Source organism: Undibacterium sp. GW821-FHT07F11, from assembly GCF_059418665.1.
The window spans coordinates 89168-108311 of sequence record NZ_JBWKQH010000005.1 but is presented as its reverse complement, the minus strand read 5'-3'; the positions used below and the strand labels follow the sequence as shown (position 1 = coordinate 108311).

At 51.0% G+C, this 19144-nt stretch carries 20 protein-coding genes; 7 read left to right on the top strand and 13 right to left on the bottom strand.

The features are described 5' to 3' along the window. Positions 1-12: 12 nt before the first annotated feature. Positions 13-444 (bottom strand): PaaI family thioesterase, encoded by a 432-nt coding sequence (locus AC07OI_RS13870; protein ID WP_495257653.1) that lies wholly within the window; start codon positions 442-444, stop codon positions 13-15. 178 nt (positions 445-622) lie between these two features. Here AC07OI_RS13870 and AC07OI_RS13865 point away from each other — a divergent pair, with 178 nt between their 5' ends. From AC07OI_RS13865 to AC07OI_RS13855, 3 genes are read left to right on the top strand one after another with little or no spacing between them, the layout of a single operon-like run. Further along, positions 623-1648, top strand: a complete 1026-nt coding sequence (locus tag AC07OI_RS13865; protein WP_495257652.1) for a zinc-dependent alcohol dehydrogenase — start codon at positions 623-625, stop codon at positions 1646-1648. A gap of 4 nt (positions 1649-1652) precedes the next feature. Beyond that, a complete protein-coding gene (locus tag AC07OI_RS13860) occupies positions 1653-2093 on the top strand; it encodes a hypothetical protein (protein WP_495257651.1) in 441 nt (146 codons plus the stop codon). A gap of 31 nt (positions 2094-2124) precedes the next feature. Then, entirely contained in the window at positions 2125-2424 is a 300-nt protein-coding gene (locus tag AC07OI_RS13855; RefSeq protein ID WP_495257650.1) for a DUF1330 domain-containing protein, read from the top strand. 511 nt (positions 2425-2935) lie between these two features. Here AC07OI_RS13855 and AC07OI_RS13850 read toward each other — a convergent pair. The 7 genes from AC07OI_RS13850 to AC07OI_RS13820 all read right to left on the bottom strand — a co-directional run bounded on the left by AC07OI_RS13850 (position 2936) and on the right by AC07OI_RS13820 (position 11427). After that, positions 2936-3712: an enoyl-CoA hydratase gene (locus tag AC07OI_RS13850; protein ID WP_495257649.1), complete on the bottom strand. Its 777-nt coding sequence runs from the start codon at positions 3710-3712 to the stop codon at positions 2936-2938. A gap of 30 nt (positions 3713-3742) precedes the next feature. Then, positions 3743-4618: an alpha/beta hydrolase family protein gene (locus AC07OI_RS13845; protein WP_495257648.1), complete on the bottom strand. Its 876-nt coding sequence runs from the start codon at positions 4616-4618 to the stop codon at positions 3743-3745. Between the two features lie 80 nt (positions 4619-4698). Beyond that, positions 4699-5895: an acetyl-CoA C-acyltransferase gene (locus AC07OI_RS13840; RefSeq protein ID WP_492703264.1), complete on the bottom strand. Its 1197-nt coding sequence runs from the start codon at positions 5893-5895 to the stop codon at positions 4699-4701. Between the two features lie 15 nt (positions 5896-5910). After that, entirely contained in the window at positions 5911-8298 is a 2388-nt protein-coding gene (locus AC07OI_RS13835) for a 3-hydroxyacyl-CoA dehydrogenase/enoyl-CoA hydratase family protein (protein ID WP_492703263.1), read from the bottom strand. Positions 8299-8355: 57 nt separating this feature from the next. Then, positions 8356-10146 carry an acyl-CoA dehydrogenase C-terminal domain-containing protein gene (locus AC07OI_RS13830; protein ID WP_492703262.1) on the bottom strand — a complete coding sequence of 597 codons (1791 nt, stop codon included), beginning with the start codon at positions 10144-10146 and terminating at the stop codon, positions 8356-8358. A 66-nt stretch (positions 10147-10212) separates the two neighbouring features. Further along, entirely contained in the window at positions 10213-10815 is a 603-nt protein-coding gene (locus tag AC07OI_RS13825) for a TetR/AcrR family transcriptional regulator (protein WP_492703641.1), read from the bottom strand. A gap of 228 nt (positions 10816-11043) precedes the next feature. Further along, positions 11044-11427 (bottom strand): RNA-binding S4 domain-containing protein, encoded by a 384-nt coding sequence (locus AC07OI_RS13820; protein WP_495257852.1) that lies wholly within the window; start codon positions 11425-11427, stop codon positions 11044-11046. A 273-nt stretch (positions 11428-11700) separates the two neighbouring features. Between AC07OI_RS13820 and AC07OI_RS13815 the strand changes: the two genes are divergently transcribed. The 4 genes from AC07OI_RS13815 (at position 11701) to AC07OI_RS13800 (ending at position 14459) form a co-directional block, all read left to right on the top strand. Then, entirely contained in the window at positions 11701-12339 is a 639-nt protein-coding gene (locus AC07OI_RS13815) for a TetR/AcrR family transcriptional regulator (protein WP_492703259.1), read from the top strand. A 50-nt stretch (positions 12340-12389) separates the two neighbouring features. Beyond that, entirely contained in the window at positions 12390-12830 is a 441-nt protein-coding gene (locus tag AC07OI_RS13810) for an ATP-binding protein (RefSeq protein ID WP_495257647.1), read from the top strand. Next, on the top strand, positions 12827-13297 hold the full coding sequence (locus AC07OI_RS13805; RefSeq protein WP_495257646.1) for a tRNA(His) guanylyltransferase Thg1 family protein: 471 nt from the start codon (positions 12827-12829) through the stop codon (positions 13295-13297). The genes AC07OI_RS13810 and AC07OI_RS13805 overlap by 4 nt, the downstream gene beginning before the upstream one ends. A 286-nt stretch (positions 13298-13583) precedes the next feature. Then, on the top strand, positions 13584-14459 hold the full coding sequence (locus AC07OI_RS13800; protein WP_495257645.1) for a hypothetical protein: 876 nt from the start codon (positions 13584-13586) through the stop codon (positions 14457-14459). Between the two features lie 69 nt (positions 14460-14528). Here AC07OI_RS13800 and AC07OI_RS13795 read toward each other — a convergent pair whose 3' ends face one another. The 5 genes from AC07OI_RS13795 to nudB all read right to left on the bottom strand — a co-directional run bounded on the left by AC07OI_RS13795 (position 14529) and on the right by nudB (position 19114). After that, a complete protein-coding gene (locus AC07OI_RS13795) occupies positions 14529-15782 on the bottom strand; it encodes a hypothetical protein (RefSeq protein ID WP_495257644.1) in 1254 nt (417 codons plus the stop codon). Between the two features lie 90 nt (positions 15783-15872). Beyond that, a complete protein-coding gene (locus AC07OI_RS13790; protein ID WP_495257643.1) occupies positions 15873-16673 on the bottom strand; it encodes a DUF429 domain-containing protein in 801 nt (266 codons plus the stop codon). Beyond that, entirely contained in the window at positions 16670-17833 is a 1164-nt protein-coding gene (locus tag AC07OI_RS13785) for a phospholipase D-like domain-containing protein (protein ID WP_495257642.1), read from the bottom strand. Before AC07OI_RS13785 ends, AC07OI_RS13790 begins: the two co-directional genes overlap by 4 nt. Beyond that, positions 17830-18645 (bottom strand): endonuclease/exonuclease/phosphatase family protein, encoded by an 816-nt coding sequence (locus tag AC07OI_RS13780; protein WP_492703250.1) that lies wholly within the window; start codon positions 18643-18645, stop codon positions 17830-17832. The genes AC07OI_RS13785 and AC07OI_RS13780 overlap by 4 nt, the downstream gene beginning before the upstream one ends. A 19-nt stretch (positions 18646-18664) precedes the next feature. Beyond that, positions 18665-19114, bottom strand: coding sequence for a dihydroneopterin triphosphate diphosphatase (gene nudB / locus AC07OI_RS13775; protein WP_492703248.1), 450 nt, complete (start codon positions 19112-19114; stop codon positions 18665-18667). Positions 19115-19144: the final 30 nt, after the last annotated feature.

Genomic DNA, 19144 nt, shown 5'->3' with positions numbered 1-19144 from the left:
GCTCCTTGATCGCTACTTCGCGCTTGCGATCATGCAGGTTCCCGTCGCATGCGCGCAGAGTTTATCGTCTTTATCAAGGAGGCGGGCTTCCGCTGCTGCGACGGTACGACCACTGTGAATGACCGTTGCCTCTGCCCTGACAGGCCCGGAGTTTTCAGTCAAAGGTCGCAGATAAGTTATCTTGAGATCGAGAGTGCTGTATAGAGCGTCTGCAGCCAGCGTGCTATAGACAGCCAAAGCGATTGCCCCATCAAGCATGGTCGCTACGTATCCCCCATGCACCATGCCAGCCGGGTTGTAGTGATCAGGCGTAGGGTGGCCCTGCAGCGTAACTTTTCCATGGGCAACACTGGTTCCCACAAGTCCCAGGGTTCGCCCGATTCCCCTGCCAAAACCGCCTTCATCAAAGGCCTTCTTCAATAATTCAAGTCCTGATGTTCTCATAGTGCGCTCCAAAAAGTTGCGGAAGAATACTTGACACTGCCCCATCAAGTCAATATAGTTGACCTTAAAAATAAAAACTGATGATGAATTCCCGTTGCAGCATCTGAAAGTTGAAGAAGGATAACTGACATTTCCCAATTAGGTCAATACTATTGACCTTAACAAGTGAAAATGAACAATGAAAGAACTGATCTATAGCAAGCCCTCAAAACTGGAGTGGGTGGAGACGCCGGAGCCAACGATCACGGGATCCGACCAGGCTTTGGTGCGCCCGATTGCATCAGCATTTTGCGACCTTGATCGACGCATACGCGCCGGAGTAACGCCTTTTCCACCGGGTTTCGCCATTGGTCACGAAGCTGTCGGGGAAGTTGTTGAAGTGGGTGGATCAGTTACAGGATTCCAACGCGGTGACCTGGTGTCAATCCCCTGGAAAATCTCTTGCGGAAAATGCGCCCAGTGCCTCTTTGGGCGGACCTCAGCCTGCACTACGGTCAGAAAGTATGCCAGCTACGGGACTCCCGTTGGTGGACATTGGGGCGGCCTGTTTTCCGAACTGGTGAATATTCCTTTCGCCGATGCGATGCTGGTAGCGTTGCCGGAGGGTATTGAGCCAGCCGCGGTCGCAGCTGTCAGCGATAACTTGACCGATGCCTGGGTCGCTGCCCGGCGTCCACTGGTCACTGGCAACAAGGACGCGCGCGTTCTCGTCGTCGGTGGAACAGAAAGCATCGGCGTGCTAGCCACCCAGCTTTCTGTCGCCGCAGGCGCCGCCGAGGTCACCTATTACGATTCTGACGCAAAGCGCAATGAGATAGCGGCAAGGGCTGGGGCACGTATCCACCAGGGGGACGAAAGCTTGCTGCACGAACAGTTCGACTTCACGATTTCGGCAACCCGCGACCCCGAAAAACTTCGTGCATCGCTGCTAGCACTGGCTCCCGGCGGACACTGCTCCTGCATTGGGATCATCTTCGACGATCCGAAGATTCCGTTATTCTCGATGTACTTGCGCGATGTCACCCTGTCTGTGGGACTATGCAGCGTGCGGCCTCACATGTCCAAGGTCATCGACCTGGTGGCCACAGGGCAGTGCGATCCGATGTCGCTGACGACCGTCGTAAGTACGGACGAGGCACCGGATGCACTTGCGGTGCATGCCGGAAAAGTAGTTGTCGTTCGTCCACGCTTATTCAGAGACTGATCATATGTCATTGCTAACAGACATCCTGATGGCACTGAACGTTCTATGGTTCGGCGCTGGGGCATTGTATTTCGGAGTTGCGACGAACTCTGCCACCAAACTCCTGGTTTCACGATCCGCCAGACAGTCACCTCTTTTTTCAGCCGTGTTTGCAGCGGTGCGCTTTCTGGGGGGATTGAATCTGGGCTTCGCGGTCCTTGCTGGCGTCCTGTTATTCAACCGAACGCTGTTTCCCGGGGCGGCGCAAATGGCCACGCTGACTTCTGTGCTTGCGCTTGCACACGGCACTCAATTCGCGACCAATGTACCCTCTGCCCTCTTGTACAGCAACCGTGGCGCTCCCTATTGGCCGGTTCTGAGAGGTTCAATGTTGCTTATTTTTCTTATGGACTTCTCGCTTATGGTCGCGAATGGTGTATTAGCAGTGTTCCTCTTTTCGATTTGATTAACCCAATCCACAAACAAAGGAAGCCATCGTGCCCGCATACGTCATACTGATTCGAAACAGCATCGTCAACCAAAGTGAACTCGACATTTACGCGTCGATGGCCAGAAAAGCCCGTGGCACGGAGCCACCGACACCATTGGCTTACTACGGTGAAGCCCTTGCTCTGGAAGGTCCTGATGTGGACGGTGTCGTCATCCTGGAATTCAAGGACATGGATGCGGCCAAAACATGGTACGACAGTCCGGCGTACCAAGATGCAAAAGCTCACAGACTACTTGGTGCGGACTGCAGGGTAATCCTTGCCAACGGCGTTTCATCTGCTGACTAGAACTCATTCCATAAATAGAGTGAGATGCGTTTGTCTCATAACGTGGGCTGGCAAGACGGACGAGGCAGTCAATAGCGGTGCTATTGATAACGAGTCCAACGCAGTCCTGCGCGCGTTATGAGGCAAACCCTTAGTGAACTGACGATTTGGGCGCATTACAGCGTGCAGTTTGTTACCTCGCCCTCGCCAGGGCACCAGCCTTAGCTTCACAGGGTACACACCTTAGACCTTGCACTGCATCCCAAATCGTCTTGTTCGCACTCATCCTATTGATGAAATGAGTTCTAGATATCTGGATTTGAAAGAACTGGGATTTGCAGGGTCATATGACCATGTGGCACTTCGCCAGAAAGTGGAAGCTTGATCAAACTGACCGGTTGAAATCAGCTAGCAAGCAAAAAGAAAAAGGCGATCAAACGATCGCCCTTCTCTTTTATTGAATCTCAACTTCCAAGGCAAGAATCTCAACTTCTGTGGCACTTTATGAGCGAATTTAAGAAGCGCATGTCGCTTAATTGAACTGGCTGAAGTCCGGCTTGCGCTTTTGGAAAAAGGCCATGAATGCCTCTTTCGCCTCTGGTGCATTCAGCATCGCTGAGAAGTACTTGTTTTCTTCTGCCATCTTGGTGCTGATGGCGGCTGGCTGGTTGCCTTTCATCAGACGCTTGGTGGCACGTATTGATGCGGCTGGCAATGCCGCGAGTTTGGCGGCTTGTTGCTGGGCGTAAGGCAGCAGTTCTTCGAGCGGCAAGACTTTATTGACGAAACCCATTTCAAAAGCTTCAGCGGCGGTGAAGGCTTCACCGAGCATGAGTTTTTCTGCTGCGCGTTGATAGCCGACGATTTGCTGGAAGACCATGCTGGAGGCAAACTCAGGACACAAGCCAAGTTGCGTGAAGGGCATGGAGAGCTTGGCATTGTCAGCCAGGTAAATTATGTCGCAGTGCATCAGCAGCGTGGTGCCTATGCCAACTGCTGCGCCGGAGACGGCGGCAATCACAGGTTTGCCAGACTCGTTCAGAGCCTGCATGAATTGATAGACAGGTGGCACGGCGTCTGGCTCTGCCAGGCTGCGTGCGTTTTTCATGAAGTCTTCAAGATCATTACCGGCAGTGAAAATTTCTGGCTTGCCAGTGATGAGAATGGCGCGTACTGCCACGTCGGTTTCTGCATCGCGCAGCGCATCTGCTATGGCCTGGTACATGGCCTGGGTGATGGCGTTTTTCTTTTCTGGACGATTGAAGTTGATCGTCAAAATTCCGTTTTCTTTGTGGGTCAGGATATCCATTATTGTCGTCTCTTAATTATCAGGTATAGATCAGGTAGATTGTGGTGCAGTAGTCAGCCATTGTAAGGCTTGCTGCCAAAGTGTGTTGCGGAACTGTGGGCGGAAAAAGCCAAAATTCCCTATGCGTCTGGCATCGACGTCTTTGGGATTGATGTAACGGCGCTCGACCCTGGCATTGCTGTAATAGTCATGCATGCTGTCTATGCTGCGGCGGCTCATCATTTCATCATCGGTGAAGCTCATGCAGAGTATGGGCTTGTGGATTTTATGGTGGCCGGTTTGCATGGGGCTGCCATCTTTCTCGACAAAATATTCAGGGCTGCGACACCAGCGTGACCATTGATAAATCACCCCCTTGGGCAAGTCACCGACCTTGCGCATTTTTTTACCGGGAAAGTAACCCCAGATGCGGGTATATACAGGCACGAGGAAATACCACATGAGCCAGACAAAACGCTTCAATTGCGGTGAATTATCGCGCCAGTAGCCGCTGCCGCAACCTACGGTCAGCATGCCATCGATGAGATGGTTGTCAGGCACCAGACCAGGAAGTTGCCCGCCGAGGGAGTGGCCGACGATGAGCAGGGGCACATCGGGTTGCCATTCCTTGGCAGTTTTCAGGGCAGCATTGTAGTCACGCTCGGCCCAGACCAGGATATCGGCATCAAAACCACGCAATGAATTGCGGTATTGCGCGGGTATGGACTCGCCCATGCCGCGGTAATCAAAACTCAGTACGGCAATGCCATTCTCTGCCAGGAAATCGGCAAAGGGCTCATAAAAATTTTGCTTCACGCCCATGGCCGCCGGCATGACGACGACGGATTTTATTGCGCTTGCGGGTGTAAATTTTTTTGCTGTCAGCGCCGTGCCGTCAGCAGTGATGATTTGTACCGTCTCCATCATGGCTCCTTCAAACTCAGTCGCTTAAAAAAAACCGCGCAGAAAATACAGTCTGCGCGGTTTTTTTTGTTCAGGCAAGCAGCTTACATGCGTTCAAAAATACCGGCAGCGCCCATACCTGTACCTACGCACATGGTGACCATGCCGTATTTGAGGTTGTTGCGATGCAGGGCGTGGATAGTCGTTGCAGAACGAATCGCGCCAGTTGCACCCAGTGGATGGCCCAGGGCAATCGCGCCGCCCATAGGATTAACCTTGGATGGATCCAGACCCAGGTCTTGTACTACGGCCAGGGATTGTGCAGCAAAGGCTTCATTCAATTCAAACCAGTCGATCTGGTCTTGTGTGATGCCAGCGGCACGGCATGCTGCCGGGATGGCTTCTTTAGGACCGATACCCATGATTTCTGGTGGTACGCCACGTACTGCGAAGGAAGCGAAACGTGCCAGTGGTGTCAGGTTGAATTCTTTCAGGATTTTTTCGCTGACCAGGATCAGGGCACCAGCGCCGTCGGAAGTTTGCGAGCTGTTACCTGCAGTAACGCTGCCTTTGGCGGCGAATACAGGTTTCAGTTTTGCCAGGCCTTCGATGGAAGTATCTGGACGTGCGCCTTCGTCACGGCTGACAGTGCGGGTTTTCAGTTCGATTTCGCCAGTTGCCAGGTTAGGCACGCGGTCGATGATATCGACAGAAGTTGTCTCAGCATCAAAGTAACCAGCGTTTTGCGCAGCGATGGCACGTTGGTGCGATTGCAGAGCAAATGCATCCTGTGCTTCACGGGATACTTTCCATTGCTGGGCCACTTTTTCTGCTGTCAGACCCATGCCATAGGCCATGCCTACGTTTTCATCTTTCAGGATAGCCATGTTCATCGATGGGTTGCTACCCATCATAGGCACCATGGACATGGATTCGACACCACCAGCGATCATCACGTCAGCCTGGCCAACGCGGATGCGGTCTGCCGCCATCGCAACGGCAGTGATACCGGATGCGCAATAACGGTTGATGGTGACGCCACCGATGCTGTTTGGCAAACCCGCCAGCAAGATGCCCATGCGTGCCAGGTTCAAACCTTGTGCGCCTTCAGGGAAAGAGCAACCAATGATCGCATCTTCAGCCAGCTTGGGATCAAGATTAGGTACTTGTGCAAAAGCAGATTGCAGTACGCGCACCAGCAAATCATCAGGGCGGGTGTTACGGAACATGCCACGACCAGATTTGCCGATCGGGGTACGGGTAGCAGAGACGATGTAGGCGTCTTGGAGTTGTTTAGTCATGTTAATGTACCTCGATTAGTTACGGACTGGCTTGCCAGTTTGCATCATGCCCATAATGCGCTCTTGTGTTTTTGGATGATTCAGCAATTCCATAAACGCCTTGCGCTCCATGTCCAGCAGCCATTGCTCGCTGACAAGGCTGCCATTATCGATGTCACCACCGCAAACCACTTCAGCAATCATTTTGCCGAGTTTGAAATCATGTGCAGAGATAAAGCCGCCATCACGCATATTGATCAGTTGCGCAGCTATCGTGGCGATGCCATGACGGCCTGTGACTGGCACCAGTTTGCGCATAGGAGCGCGGTAACCGGCGTCAAACATGGCGCGTGCTTCTACCTTGGCAACGTGCAGCAATTCGTAAGGATTGAAGACGATGACATCATCCGCAGACAGATAGCCCATCTTCTGTGCTTCCAGCGCAGATTTGGAGACTGCGGCTGTGGCTGCATTGGTGAAGTAGTTTTTCAGGAACTGCAGCAAATCTGTGCCTTTGGCATCTGCCGCTGCACGTACTGCTGCTTCTTTCAAACCACCACCGCCAGGAACCAGGCCTACGCCCACTTCTACCAGACCGATGTAAGACTCGATGGATGCCACGCGTTTTGCCGCGTGCATCATCAATTCGCAACCACCACCGAGTGCCAGGCCAGAAACGGCAGCAACCACAGGGATGTTGGCGTATTTCAAGGCCTGATGTGCATCTTGCAGGCGGGAGATTGCTGGCTCGATTGCTTTCACACCACCGGACATGAACAGAGGCAGCATGGCTTGCAAATCAGCACCGGCAGAGAAGGCACCGCCGTCAGCCGCATCTGCACTCCAGATCACCAGACCCTTGAAGTTTTTCTCGGCTTCAGCGATGGCTTTTTCCATGCCTTCGATAACGCCTGGGCCAATCACATGCATCTTGGTTTTCAGTGACAGGACCAAAACGTCGTCATTCTGGTGCCAGATACGGACAGAATCATCTTCAAAGAAAGTCGTGCCGGCATTTGCGCCAGTTGCCACGCCTGTACCCAGTACCGGTGCACGGAAGGCTTGACGGTCGTACACGGCCAGATTGGAGCGTGGCACGTAAGTGCTGCTTGCTGGCGACCATGAGCCTTCAGCGGTGTGCACGCCTGTGCGGCCATCCAGCACCCAGGCTGGCAGCGGTGCATTGCATAGTGCCTTGCCTGCGTCGATATCTTCCTTGACCCAGCCTGCAACTTCTTGCCAGCCAGACGCCTGCCATGTTTCGAACGGGCCTACATTCCAGCCAAAGCCCCAGCGCATCGCAAAGTCGATGTCGCGTGCATTGTCAGCAATCGTTGCGCCATGCACAGCGATGTAGTGAAAGGCATCACGGAAAATCGCCCACAGGAACTGTGCCTGTACATTGGTCGATTCACGCAGGGTCTTCATTTTCTTGACCGGGTCTTTTTCTTTCAGCATGCGGGCGACAACGTCGTCAGCCTTGGCACCGCCAGTCACATATTGTGCTGTAGCGAAGTCCAGACGCTGAATATCCTTGCCGACTTTTTTGTAGAAACCGGCACCGGATTTTTGACCCAGCGCGCCTGCAGCGACCAGTTTGGCCAGCACTTCAGGTGTTTTGTAGACAGCGAAGAAAGGATCATCAGACAGATTGTCTTGCATGGTCTTGATGACATGGCCCATGGTATCAAGACCAACCACGTCAGCAGTACGGAAAGTACCGGAAGAAGCGCGGCCCAGTTTTTTGCCTGTCAGGTCATCGACGACATCAACAGTCAGACCAAATTTTTCTGCTTCATAAATCGTTGCCAGCATGCCGAAGATACCGACGCGGTTGGCGATGAAGTTAGGTGTATCTTTGGCGCGTACTACGCCTTTACCCAGGGATGTCGTCAGGAAGCCTTCGAGCTGGTCGATGATTTCTGGACGGGTAGCAACGGTAGGGATCAATTCCACCAGGTGCATATAGCGTGGTGGATTGAAGAAATGCACGCCGCAGAAACGGGCTTTCAGTTCTGCATCAAAGCCGTCAGACAGGGCCGTGATGGACAGACCGGAAGTGTTGGATGCAAAAATCGCATTTGGTGCAATGTGCGGGGATACTTTTTTGTACAGATCATGTTTCCAGTCCATGCGTTCTGCAATGGCTTCAATGATCAGATCGCAACCGGCCAGCACGTCGAGGTTGTCTTCGTAATTGGCGACTTCAATCAAAGCAGCGTCATCCTTGTTGCCCAGCGGCGCAGGATTGAGTTTTTTCAGGTTCTCGATAGCGCGCAGGACGATGCCGTTTTTTGGGCCTTCCTTGGCTGGCAAATCAAACAGGACTACAGGTATCTTTGCATTGATACAGTGAGCAGCAATTTGCGCACCCATCACGCCAGCGCCCAGAACGGCGACTTTTTTAACGATGAAATTGGTCATTTTTAACCTCAGGTAGGACGCCCCAGCTCATCGGAATGGGAAGGGGCGCATGTTTGATTAGAACAAATCAGCTTCGAGTGCCAGCAAATTGGCAGAACCAGAACGTGCCTGGCGGATCAGCATCGCTGTTTCCGGATACAGGCGGGCAAAGTAGAAACGCACAGTTGCCAGTTTGGAGACATAGAACTTGTCGCCAGAATCTTGTTTTTCAAGAGCGATCTTTGCCATTTGTGCAAAGAAATAACTATAGACCAAGTGACCGACTACACGCAGATAAGGCACGGCAGCAGCGCCGACTTCATCCGGATTCTGGAAGGCTTTCATGCCGATTTCCATAGTCAGCTTGGTGACTTTGTCGCCCAGCTCAGCCAGTGGAGTAACAAATTCTGCCAGTGCTTCGTTAGTGCCATTGGCTTCAACAAAAGCCTGTACCTTGGCACCAAACTTGCGCAGTTTTGCACCATTGTCCATCAGGATTTTACGGCCCAGCAAGTCCAGGGACTGTACTGTATTTGTACCTTCATAAATCATGTTGATGCGGGCATCGCGTACATATTGCTCCATGCCCCATTCAGCGATGAAACCGTGGCCACCGTAGACTTGCAAACATTCAGAAGTCGCTGTCCATGCATTGTCGGTGATGAAGGCTTTGATGACTGGTGTCAGCAAGGCGACTTCGTCAGCGCAATCTTTACGGACTTGTTCATCAGGGTGATTCAGTTCTTTATCCAGTTGCAGGGCAACGTAGGAACAGAATGCGCGTGCGCCTTCTGCATAGGCTTTTGCTGTGAACAGCATGCGGCGTACGTCAGCGTGGACGATGATAGGGTCAGCTGGCTTGTCCGGTGCTTTAGGGCCAGACAGGCTGCGCATCTGGATACGGTCTTTAGCGTAGACCAGGGCATTTTGGTAAGCCACTTCTGTCAGACCCAGACCTTGCATACCCACGCCCAGACGTGCGGCATTCATGAACACGAACATCGCATTCAAACCCTTGTTAGGACCACCGATGAGCCAGCCAATTGCGCCGTCCAGGTTCATCTGGCAAGTGGAATTGCCATGAATACCCATTTTTTCTTCAATCGCGCCGCAGAAAATAGGATTGCGTTCGCCATTGCTGCCATCTGCATTTGGCAGATATTTAGGAACGATGAACAGGGAAATACCTTTCGAACCTTCTGGTGCGCCTGGCAAACGTGCCAGTACCAGATGGACGATGTTTTCTGACATATCGTGTTCACCGGCCGAGATGAAGATCTTTGCGCCTGTGATTTTGTAGCTGCCGTCAGCCTGTGGTTCTGCCTTGGAACGCAGCATGCCCAGGTCAGTACCGCAATGTGGCTCGGTCAGACACATGGTGCCAGTCCAGTCGCCAGAGATCAGCTTGGGCAGGTACAGGGATTTTTGTTCTGGTGTGCCATGCTCATGGATACATTCATAGGCACCATGCGACAAACCTGGGTACATGGACCAGGCTTGGTTGGATGAATTCAACATTTCATAGAAAGAATTGTTGACTACCAGTGGCAAGCCCTGGCCGCCGAATTCCGGGTCGCAAGACAATGCAGGCCAGCCAGCTTCCACGTACTGTTTGTAAGCTTCTTTAAAGCCTTTTGGTGTAGTGACAGTGTGATTGGTCTTGTCGTGGTGGCAGCCTTCGCGGTCACCGGAGTGGTTCAGTGGGAACAATACATTGGCAGTGAATTTGCCGCCTTCTTCCAAAATCTGGTTGATGATGTCGCCATCAACATCAGCGTGCTTGGGCAGCTGTTTCAATTCTTCTTCTACATTCAACAGCTCATGCAACACGAACTGCATATCACGCAATGGAGCGATATATTGACCCATGATTTTCTCCTGACGGCAAAGTTAAAACGGTAAATGTGGATACTAAATTTTTGCGGCGATGATCAATCAAGCAGTGATCTGCACCGGCGCGTAATACTCGATCATTCGTTCAAATCCAATCTCGGCACGGCCTACACTGCCCGGCTTGCGCAAGAAGCGCGCATCATGGTGCAGGGCTAATATCAGGCCATACATTTCATACACAATCTGTTCAGGTTCGACATCATCACGCAAATGGCCCAGTTGTATCGCCTGTGCCGCAGCGCGGTGCAAGGCCCCCTGCCACGCGTGGACCATACCAACCAGCTCATCCCTGATAGGTCCTGCCCTGTCATCATATTCGGCTGCACCGCTGATATAGATACAGCCAGATGCAATCTCTACCGTGACGCGCTTGACCCATAATGCAAACATGGACTGCAAACGCGGCAAGCCACGTTCTTCTTTCATGCTTGGATAAAACACTTCTTGCTCGAAATGATGGTGGTACAGCTTCAGCACTTCAATCTGCAAATCTTCACGCGAACCGAAATGGGCAAACACGCCAGACTTGCTCATGTTCATCTTGTCGGCCAGCAAACCTATGGTCAACCCCTCTATACCATCCCGGCTGGCAGCATCCAGGGCTACGTCCAGAATGGCGGCGCGGGTCAATTCTCCCTTGCGCATGAATTTTGATGTCATATTCATATTACATTGATTGTGTTGAAAAGATTCATGTCTACAGTAGTGATGCCAGAAGTGATGCAAACAAATGAATTTATCGAACGCTCGTACTATTATGCACAGCGCCTGAAAAGTCAAACCAGATTGCGTCTTTAGAGGAGAGTATCTATTATGTTTTTCCTCCTGCCATCCCGTTTTTTGCTCTTTGCTTAGTCCCGGTTCAGTCCTGACTTAGTTCTGGTTATGGGTCTGGTCAAGTTGACGCCTATCACGCTTGGTTGGTCTGGTTGTCAGCTTCGCTGTCGGTTCACGGAAATACTTTCTGTCTTCTGCTACTTTGGCTCGTTTTGCTGCGCTCTCTTCGGTTTCTTCATACATGGTCTGAGCGATGGTTGCCGATCCTCGCGTCTCCAGTATGCGCAAGACCCTGACCTGCCACACCTGTTCAGCCTGCTGCACCTCGATCAGGTCGCCGATCTTGACATTATGGGCAGGCTTGACGCGCTGCTCGTTTTGCAGGACGCGGCCCAGTTCTATGGCATTGGTCGCCAGGCTGCGGGTTTTAAAGAATCTGGCTGCCCATAGCCATTTATCGATGCGGGTGGTGTCACTCATGAAGGTGTCGCTTTTCTGTACCAGGTTTCCAGGCCAATTACTATCCAGTATGGCCCTAAAAAATACGTCCATTCTATTTTGATGCAATTTATGGCAGCTGTCAGTCAAATACAATGCATTTTTGCCCAATGATTGTGCATACAACACAGCGCGCCACGAAATTGGACTATGTTGCAGTGCGCATAGACAATAAACTGAACGACCGTACAATTCGGCAAAGTTTTGTATTAATTCATATACTTCGCATGTTTGCCAATTTGGTCGGATCAGCTCATGAGCTCTGTTGAAGAACTAAGTGGAAAAAAGCGCGCGATTCTCATTGCCGCAGAGAAATGCTTTGCCGCGCAAAGCTACGAAGGCGTGTCCATACGCGACATCGCCCATGAGGCCGGTGTACCCATCGCCCTGATCGGTTATTACTTTGGCGCAAAGAATGAGTTGTATCACGCCATCTATGAACATCACAGCGGTTATATCGCCGAACGCCTGAACGGTTTGCGTCACGCACGCACGCATAGTGCACCGGGTGTAGCACTGGATGCCATCATCGCCGCCTTTGTGATGCCGGTACTGAAACTCAATGAAAAAGCAGAAGGCGCAAACTTTTCACGCATGGTCATGCGTGGCGTGATTGACCAGCACGAAGCCAGCGATCGCATCACGCGAGAATTCTACGACCCCATGGCACGCGAATTCATCGCTGCCCTGCACGACGCACTACCTCATGCCCCTGCTGACAGTGTCTACTGGAGCTATCAGTTCGCCCTCGGCGCCTTGCTGCATCATGTCGTCGATACACGCATAGAACGCCTGTCTGATGGTTTGTGCCCGGCACGGCAGGCTGATCTGGCGGCACCCTATCTGCTGCGTTTCATCACCGATGGCATCAAGGCGGCTACGCGGGTGGGCTGAAGCGCTGGCCTGTGTCACAATGCAGACCAAACGGACTCGCATGCACACAAATGGAAGCCATCATCTTCATAGGACTACAGGCCAGCGGTAAATCTTCTTTTTACAAAGAACACTTTTTCAATAGCCATCTGCGTATCAGCAATGATTTGCTGAAAACCAAAAACCGCCAGACTCGCCTGCTGGATTTTTGTTTTGACACCAGCATGCCCTTTGTCATTGACAATACCAATCCAACAAGAGAAATCCGGGCAAGCTATCTGGAACAGATCAAGGCCAGACAATGGCCGGTGACTGCGTATTATTTCAAAACTGATCTGGAAAGAGCGCTGACATGGAATAGCCAGCGGCAAGGCAAGGACCTGGTTCCCAAGGTTGGCATACTCGATACGCATAGAAAGCTGGAAATCCCCGATTATGATGAAGGCTTTGATCGCTTGTATTACGTCGATTTTATAGATGGTAAATTAACTGCCACTGATTGGAAAAAATGAAGTTTGATGAACTGGAAAAAGTGATGCGCGGCTATGAAACTGCGTATGATGATTGTGTCCCTGCCGGGACTTATATGGTTGCCCGCATTGATGGCCGCGGCTTTACCCGTCTGACCAAAGAAACCTGCGCATTCGAAGCACCGTTTGACATCAGGTTTCGCGACCTGATGGTAGAAACCTGCAAGCATCTGATGAATTGTGGCTTCAAGATCATCTACGCCTATAACCAGAGCGATGAGATTTCCTTGTTGTTTGACCTGCATATCAATGCCTTTGGCCGCAAGCTAAGAAAATACAATTCCCTGCTGGCAGGTGAAGCATCCGCCAAATTCAGCCTGATGCTCGGCCAGGTAGCGGCTTTCGATTGCCGCATCTGCCAGTTACCCACCCAGAACCTGGTCGTGGATTATTTTCGCTGGCGTAATGAAGATGCCAACAGAAATGCCTTGAATGCACATTGCTACTAGCAGCTCAGGAAAGAGGGCAAATCACAAAACGAAACTACCAGCTTCATCGAAGGCAAGTCGCTGGCTGAAAAAGAAGCGCTACTGCAAAGCAGGGATATCAATTTCAAGACCCTGCCACTGTGGCAAAAGCGCGGCACTGGGTTGTACACGGTCGAAGAAGTAAAAATCGGCTTTAACCCAAAAGAAAATAAAGAAGTAATCGGTACAAGAAAAGTCTTGAAGACAGACTATGAATTGCCGCAGGGGGATGCATATAGTGAATTCTTGTGGCAATTATTAAAAAGCGATGCCGACTGATCACTACAACAGCAATGCACTGTGCGCTCCCTTTCAGGCCTATGTGCTGGCACCCATGTTTGCGCCGCTGACCTGGTTGCTTGCGGCTGTGGCGACAAGTCTTTATGGCCGGGGGCTGAGCCTGGCTGCATTTGGGATGAAGTTCTTGTTTATGCTGCTATTGCTGCTGGGTTCTTATGCATTGTGTACACCCTTGCTGCATATCTGGGCGGGCCTGGTACGCAAGCCGCAAAAAACCAGCTATGCTGGCTTTGCATTTGCCGCGATCGCTGCGCTGGCACTGGGTATAGTGTATGCACAGCCCGGGTTTCAGGATGCCCGGCATTCAACGCAGAACCTCGTGTATCTGGTATTCATGCTGCTCACCTGCCTGGGCATGTTTATGAGCCTGAAAAACATGTTCTCGCCCGCAGATCGAAACAGCCACCCCACCAGTCTGGCATGGTTGAACAGGCAGCCAATGATCTGGAGCATATTTTCCCTCATCAAAGCTGTGCTGGCCCTGATCATCGTTTGTTCAGTCACTTATGTAAACTCTCTGCCTCAGAACTTTGACTTTTCCCGATTGTTTGACATATCGATCAAGCAAGGAGATTTCGCCGAAGAAGCATTTGTAGCCTCAATCTTTGACATTAGTCCAGGGCATTTCCTGGCCTGGTGCTTTTATAGCGCCATCATACTGGCGGTAGCGGCAATGGCATCTGCGTTACAGGCGAAAATCAGGGGTGAAGATTCTCTGTACCGGGCAATAGGCTGCACCGTCGGTGCACTTACCCTGGCTATTTTTGATCCCAAGCTCGCTGTTTATGCAGGGCTTGTTTATGGTCTTGCTTCATATGCTTTGGAGTTGAACACTAAGAAGTAAGGCCAACTAAAATGGCACCATTTTTTACATATTCTTTTTTATTAATAAATAAAATCGGCATCAGGTAAATTATGCGTTCTGGAATTGCCAGGAAGCAGTCATATCAACACCGACATGCTTAGGATGTTCTTTGACACGCGTTCTCAGTGCACCAGCTTTTTGCAACAAGAGTTTGGCTTTTTCATCAAATTGCGAACTGCGCAGCAGTAAATCGTAGGCGTGCTGTTCGTAGGCATCTGCATTAAAAGAAGCCATAGAATGAAGTTTTTCATAAAGGTAATCAACAAAATCTGCGGGTAAACGATGACCTAAATCGCACTCCAGGGTACAGACGATATCAATGAAATTATTGGCAGCACGCCCTGCTATCCAGAGCCAGCGCAGATCGCCGTTCTCAGCATTTAAATATTTTTTAGTATAGCGACGTAGTAAATCATCCCTTGCCAGTTTGGGTTCATCCTGACAAAATAATTGCTCATTTCTTGCATTCAGATCCGCTATCTTCTGAATCGGCACTGTCATTCCAAGCCTTGCATAAATTTGATTCTCAGTTTGAAAAGTATCTCGTAGTTCATTCCATTTTCTTAGGGCATCTAATTCGCCGCTGAACCGACGAATGGCTATCAATCGCATTACCCCTGCTGCATGATGTTTTTGAGAGACTGTAATACTGAGAAATTCGGATAATTTAGCTTTTAAATCACTAGGGCCCGCAATACTAAATCCCGCCCATATTACTTGCGAAATCTCTAATACCCGTGTCAATTTTCTCAGAACGCGCGATCGAAGGCGGTCATCCAATTCACACGAAATGGATTTACTGTATTGAGTCCCGTGTATTTTATCAATATGCTCCAGACATATTATGGCGCATGCTTTTTTCTCTTTTGCGTTTTCAGTGTTATTGAATCCTGCATTAGAGTCACAATCGTATGCGCTCCGATACAAAGTGTGCAAATCTGGATCTTCAAACAGGAGCCCTGCCGCGCAAGCAATATCAAACTGCCCGCCAAAAAGCTTCTCACCATTAATTATTTCGTCAATACGTGAGAGAAAATTTCTATTTTTTTGTAAACCAGCAATCCATATCCCGACTCGCAGAGAACAATATGAATCCGGGCCGTTCAGGAAGTCCAATTCTTCCAATCTGAAAAGGTCCTCCAGATGACTATCTAAAATAACCGACAACAAATAGCGAGCGCGAGTAACGAATACATCGAAATCAACATAGTGAGCGACATACGATTTAGGACCAAATATCTCGCGCCGGTCAAATACCATTGTGTACTCGCGAATCAGGTCAAAAGGATTATGTTTGAGCATAAGTATATTATCTGTCTACGCAATCGTTTCATCATCACGCATCAGAAAAGCTGTAACAACAAAAAATTTCCTGTGTACTGCATCTGGAATTCAAGCCCCAACGATCCAGCCTTCCAGCCCATCAAATTCAGGCAAGCCATAATTCTTTTCCTTTCTTTGCCAAGCCCATGCAGCCAGCAACATGCATAACACGGCGTCGAGCAAATCGGCACTACCGTCTTCTATCAGTTCTGTCTTGTATTTCCCCAGATCCAGCTTGATTTTCCATGGTGTGGCTCCCGCTTCCAAAGCGGCGACGATCAGCTCGCGTACTTGCTGGCGTTCTGGTGTTTGCTTGTTCTTGTCATCGCTTTTATACGAGGCTTTGGTGATGCTACGCGCCACCATGCCGGGGTAGGCTTCGAGTGCGATGCGTTGTGAGTCACCTTCTACCATGCCGGGAATACTGACTCTCGCATCCAGCAAGCGTGGGGCACCAGCGTGCAGCATGTAGGCGACAGGTGGGTTCACCCATTTCATGGAAGGTGAAGACCCCGCAGGTATGTCAGTTGCCCTGTGGGCGAATTTATTGCCGCTTGCACGAGCATCACAGAAAGCCTTGAATTGCAGGCGTAATTCCGCACGCGTTTGTGTTTGCAGATGGCGCATCAGGTCTGGCCAATTAGCTGGCCAGCGCAGATGTTTTATTAGTTCACGTGGCAGGGAAAATGGTAAATCAAAACCGCCCAGCCAGGGACCAGGCAGCATGAGCCAGTTATCAAAAGCAGTGAAGTTGCTGAGTGTTTGCAAGGATTCAAGGCGCAGTACATCGCCTTGCATCTGGCCGCTGGCAATCGTGATGCCTTTGCGGCGTGATGGTGCCGAGGTGAAATCCACACCGTGCAATTTCATCCGTAATGCCCAAAGGTGACGATGCGCATGAGGCCACGGTAAATCAGATAGGCCGTGCCATACCATGCGCGTTTATACCAGGCTTTCTTGTGCACATCTTCAGCAAAGATTTCTGTGCCGTCAGCAATGCCCAATTCCAGTTCATGCGCCAGGCTTGCTGTAAATATCTTGTCCCGGATAACAACATTGGCTTCGTGGTTGACGAACAGGCTGAGGCCGTCAAAATTGCTGGAGCCCACTGTGGCCCAGTCTTCATCAACAACAGCGACTTTGGCATGCAGTTGCGTCTTGCCATATTCGACTATGCGCACACCGGCTGTCAGTAATTTGGGGTAAAAAGACTGTGACACTGCATCCTGCAAAGCGAACTGACCGACACCGAGTAAAAGCACCACATCGACACCGCGAGTGGCGGCTGACACCAGGGCGCGGCGAAATTTCCTTCCAGGGGCAAAATAGGGCGTGACCAGAATGGCGCGTGATCTCGCCATGCCAAGCGCCTGCAAGTAGGCTCTTTGTATGGTTGCACGATTGCGCAAATTGTCGCGCACAACCAGCGCTGCCGAGGTGATTTGCTTGCCCGCGACCTTGGCATCGGCATGCAAATGCTTCATCAGCGCGAAGCGGGTACGCAAACCCAGTTTGCCAAGCTTGCGCCATTGCGATTCGACTTCCAGATGGATATTGGCGACCAGGGGGCCTGTGACCGTAACAGCAAAGTCCCAGCGCGGAAAAGGCAAAGCCAGACCAGAACCATCGTCAGCAATGCAGTCGTCAATGATATTCAAGCCGCCTACGATGGCGATTCGCCTGTCAACCACACAGATTTTTCTATGGGTGCGCGCCAGGCCGCGCTTGAACCACGGGTTAAAGCAACGGCACGCTACGCCCTGCTCATTAAAACGCCTTGTCAAATCAATCGCATGACTTCTGTCACTGCCTATCCAGTCTATAACCACTCTTACCTGCACTCCACGCGCTGCCGCCTGCACCAGTGCCTCCTGCACAGACTGCGCAGTCTGGTCAGCCGTAAAGATATAAGACTCCAGATACACTTCATGCTGTGCCTGGTTGATGGATGCAATCAGAGCAGGGAAAAACTGGGCACCGCTATGCAAAAGCTCTACATCATTGCCTTCAATGAAATGCAGTTTACTCATGGGCTTTTAGTTTGATCCAGCAATTCCAGGCTAACGGTGATCGGTACATGGTCGGACAAGGTAGTCCAGGGGGCACCTTTCATGACATGCGCCTCTTCCACCTTGAAGCCACGCAGATATACACGGTCCAGACATAACCAGGGCAGGCCAGCGGGGAAGGTGCGGGCATGGCCACCGTTGTTTTTGCTCAATATCCTGCGCATGCCCTTCAGTGAAAACCGTGATGCCGCAGGCTGCGCCTCGACATCAAAGGCTTCGATGACACCCAACTCCTGGTAAAGCGTCTGGCTCAGGCGCTGGCTCCAGTCATTGAAGTCACCTGCTATCACCAGCGGCGCGTCAACTGGCAAGTCTTGCTTGATGGTTTTTATCAGTGCCAGTATTTGTCGGCGGCGGCTGCCGGCGAACAAGCCCAGATGAATCACAAAACAATGCACCTGAACCTTGTCGACCTGCACAATGGCATGCAGGATGCCACGCTGCTCATAGGCATGGTCTGATACATCATGATTGGTGAAAGAGGCGATTGGAAAGCGGCTCAACAAGGCATTGCCATGGTGGCCATGCTCATACACCGCATTCATGCCATACACTGCCTGATGGGATTGTCCTGCCAGGAAATCATGCTGGCTCTCTTGCGGCCACAGTGTGTGGTTTTCTGCATGCAAGTCATGTTGCCCCTGCACTTCCTGTAAAAAAACCAGGTCTGCATCGAGCAAATCTATCGCTTCCTTGATGCCATGGATGCGGGCCTTGCGGCCAAATGCACTGACGCCCTTGTGGATATTGTAGGTGGCAATGCGAAGCTTCATGGTGATTCCCTTTAGCTTATTAAACCTGGATCAACTTTGGCAGTTGCAGTATGGCTTCGGCATTCGATGCGGAGAAACACTTGTCTGCTGCATCCCGCCATGGCAACCACTGGTATTGCAGATGTTCACGCGGTGCCAGCCTGATTGTTACATCAGGGCTGACACACAGGCCAAACACATGCTCGGTATTTTGCGTCACCCCCGGTGCATAGCGATGACGCCACACCGGGTAGATTTCATATATATTGGTCAATCCCCAATCTTGCAAGTCGAATTGCAGGGCATCAATACCAGTTTCTTCAGCTACTTCACGGATGGCGGTGTCAGACAAAGCCTCGTTCTCGCTGTCTTTGGAACCAGTTACAGACTGCCAGAAACCGGCCTTGTCGGCCCTTTCCAATAATAGTACATCAAGCGCGGGTGTATAAATGACTACAAGTACGGATACGGGGATTTTATGCAAGGACATGGTGAGCATGTGCTGAACTTTAACTGGTTT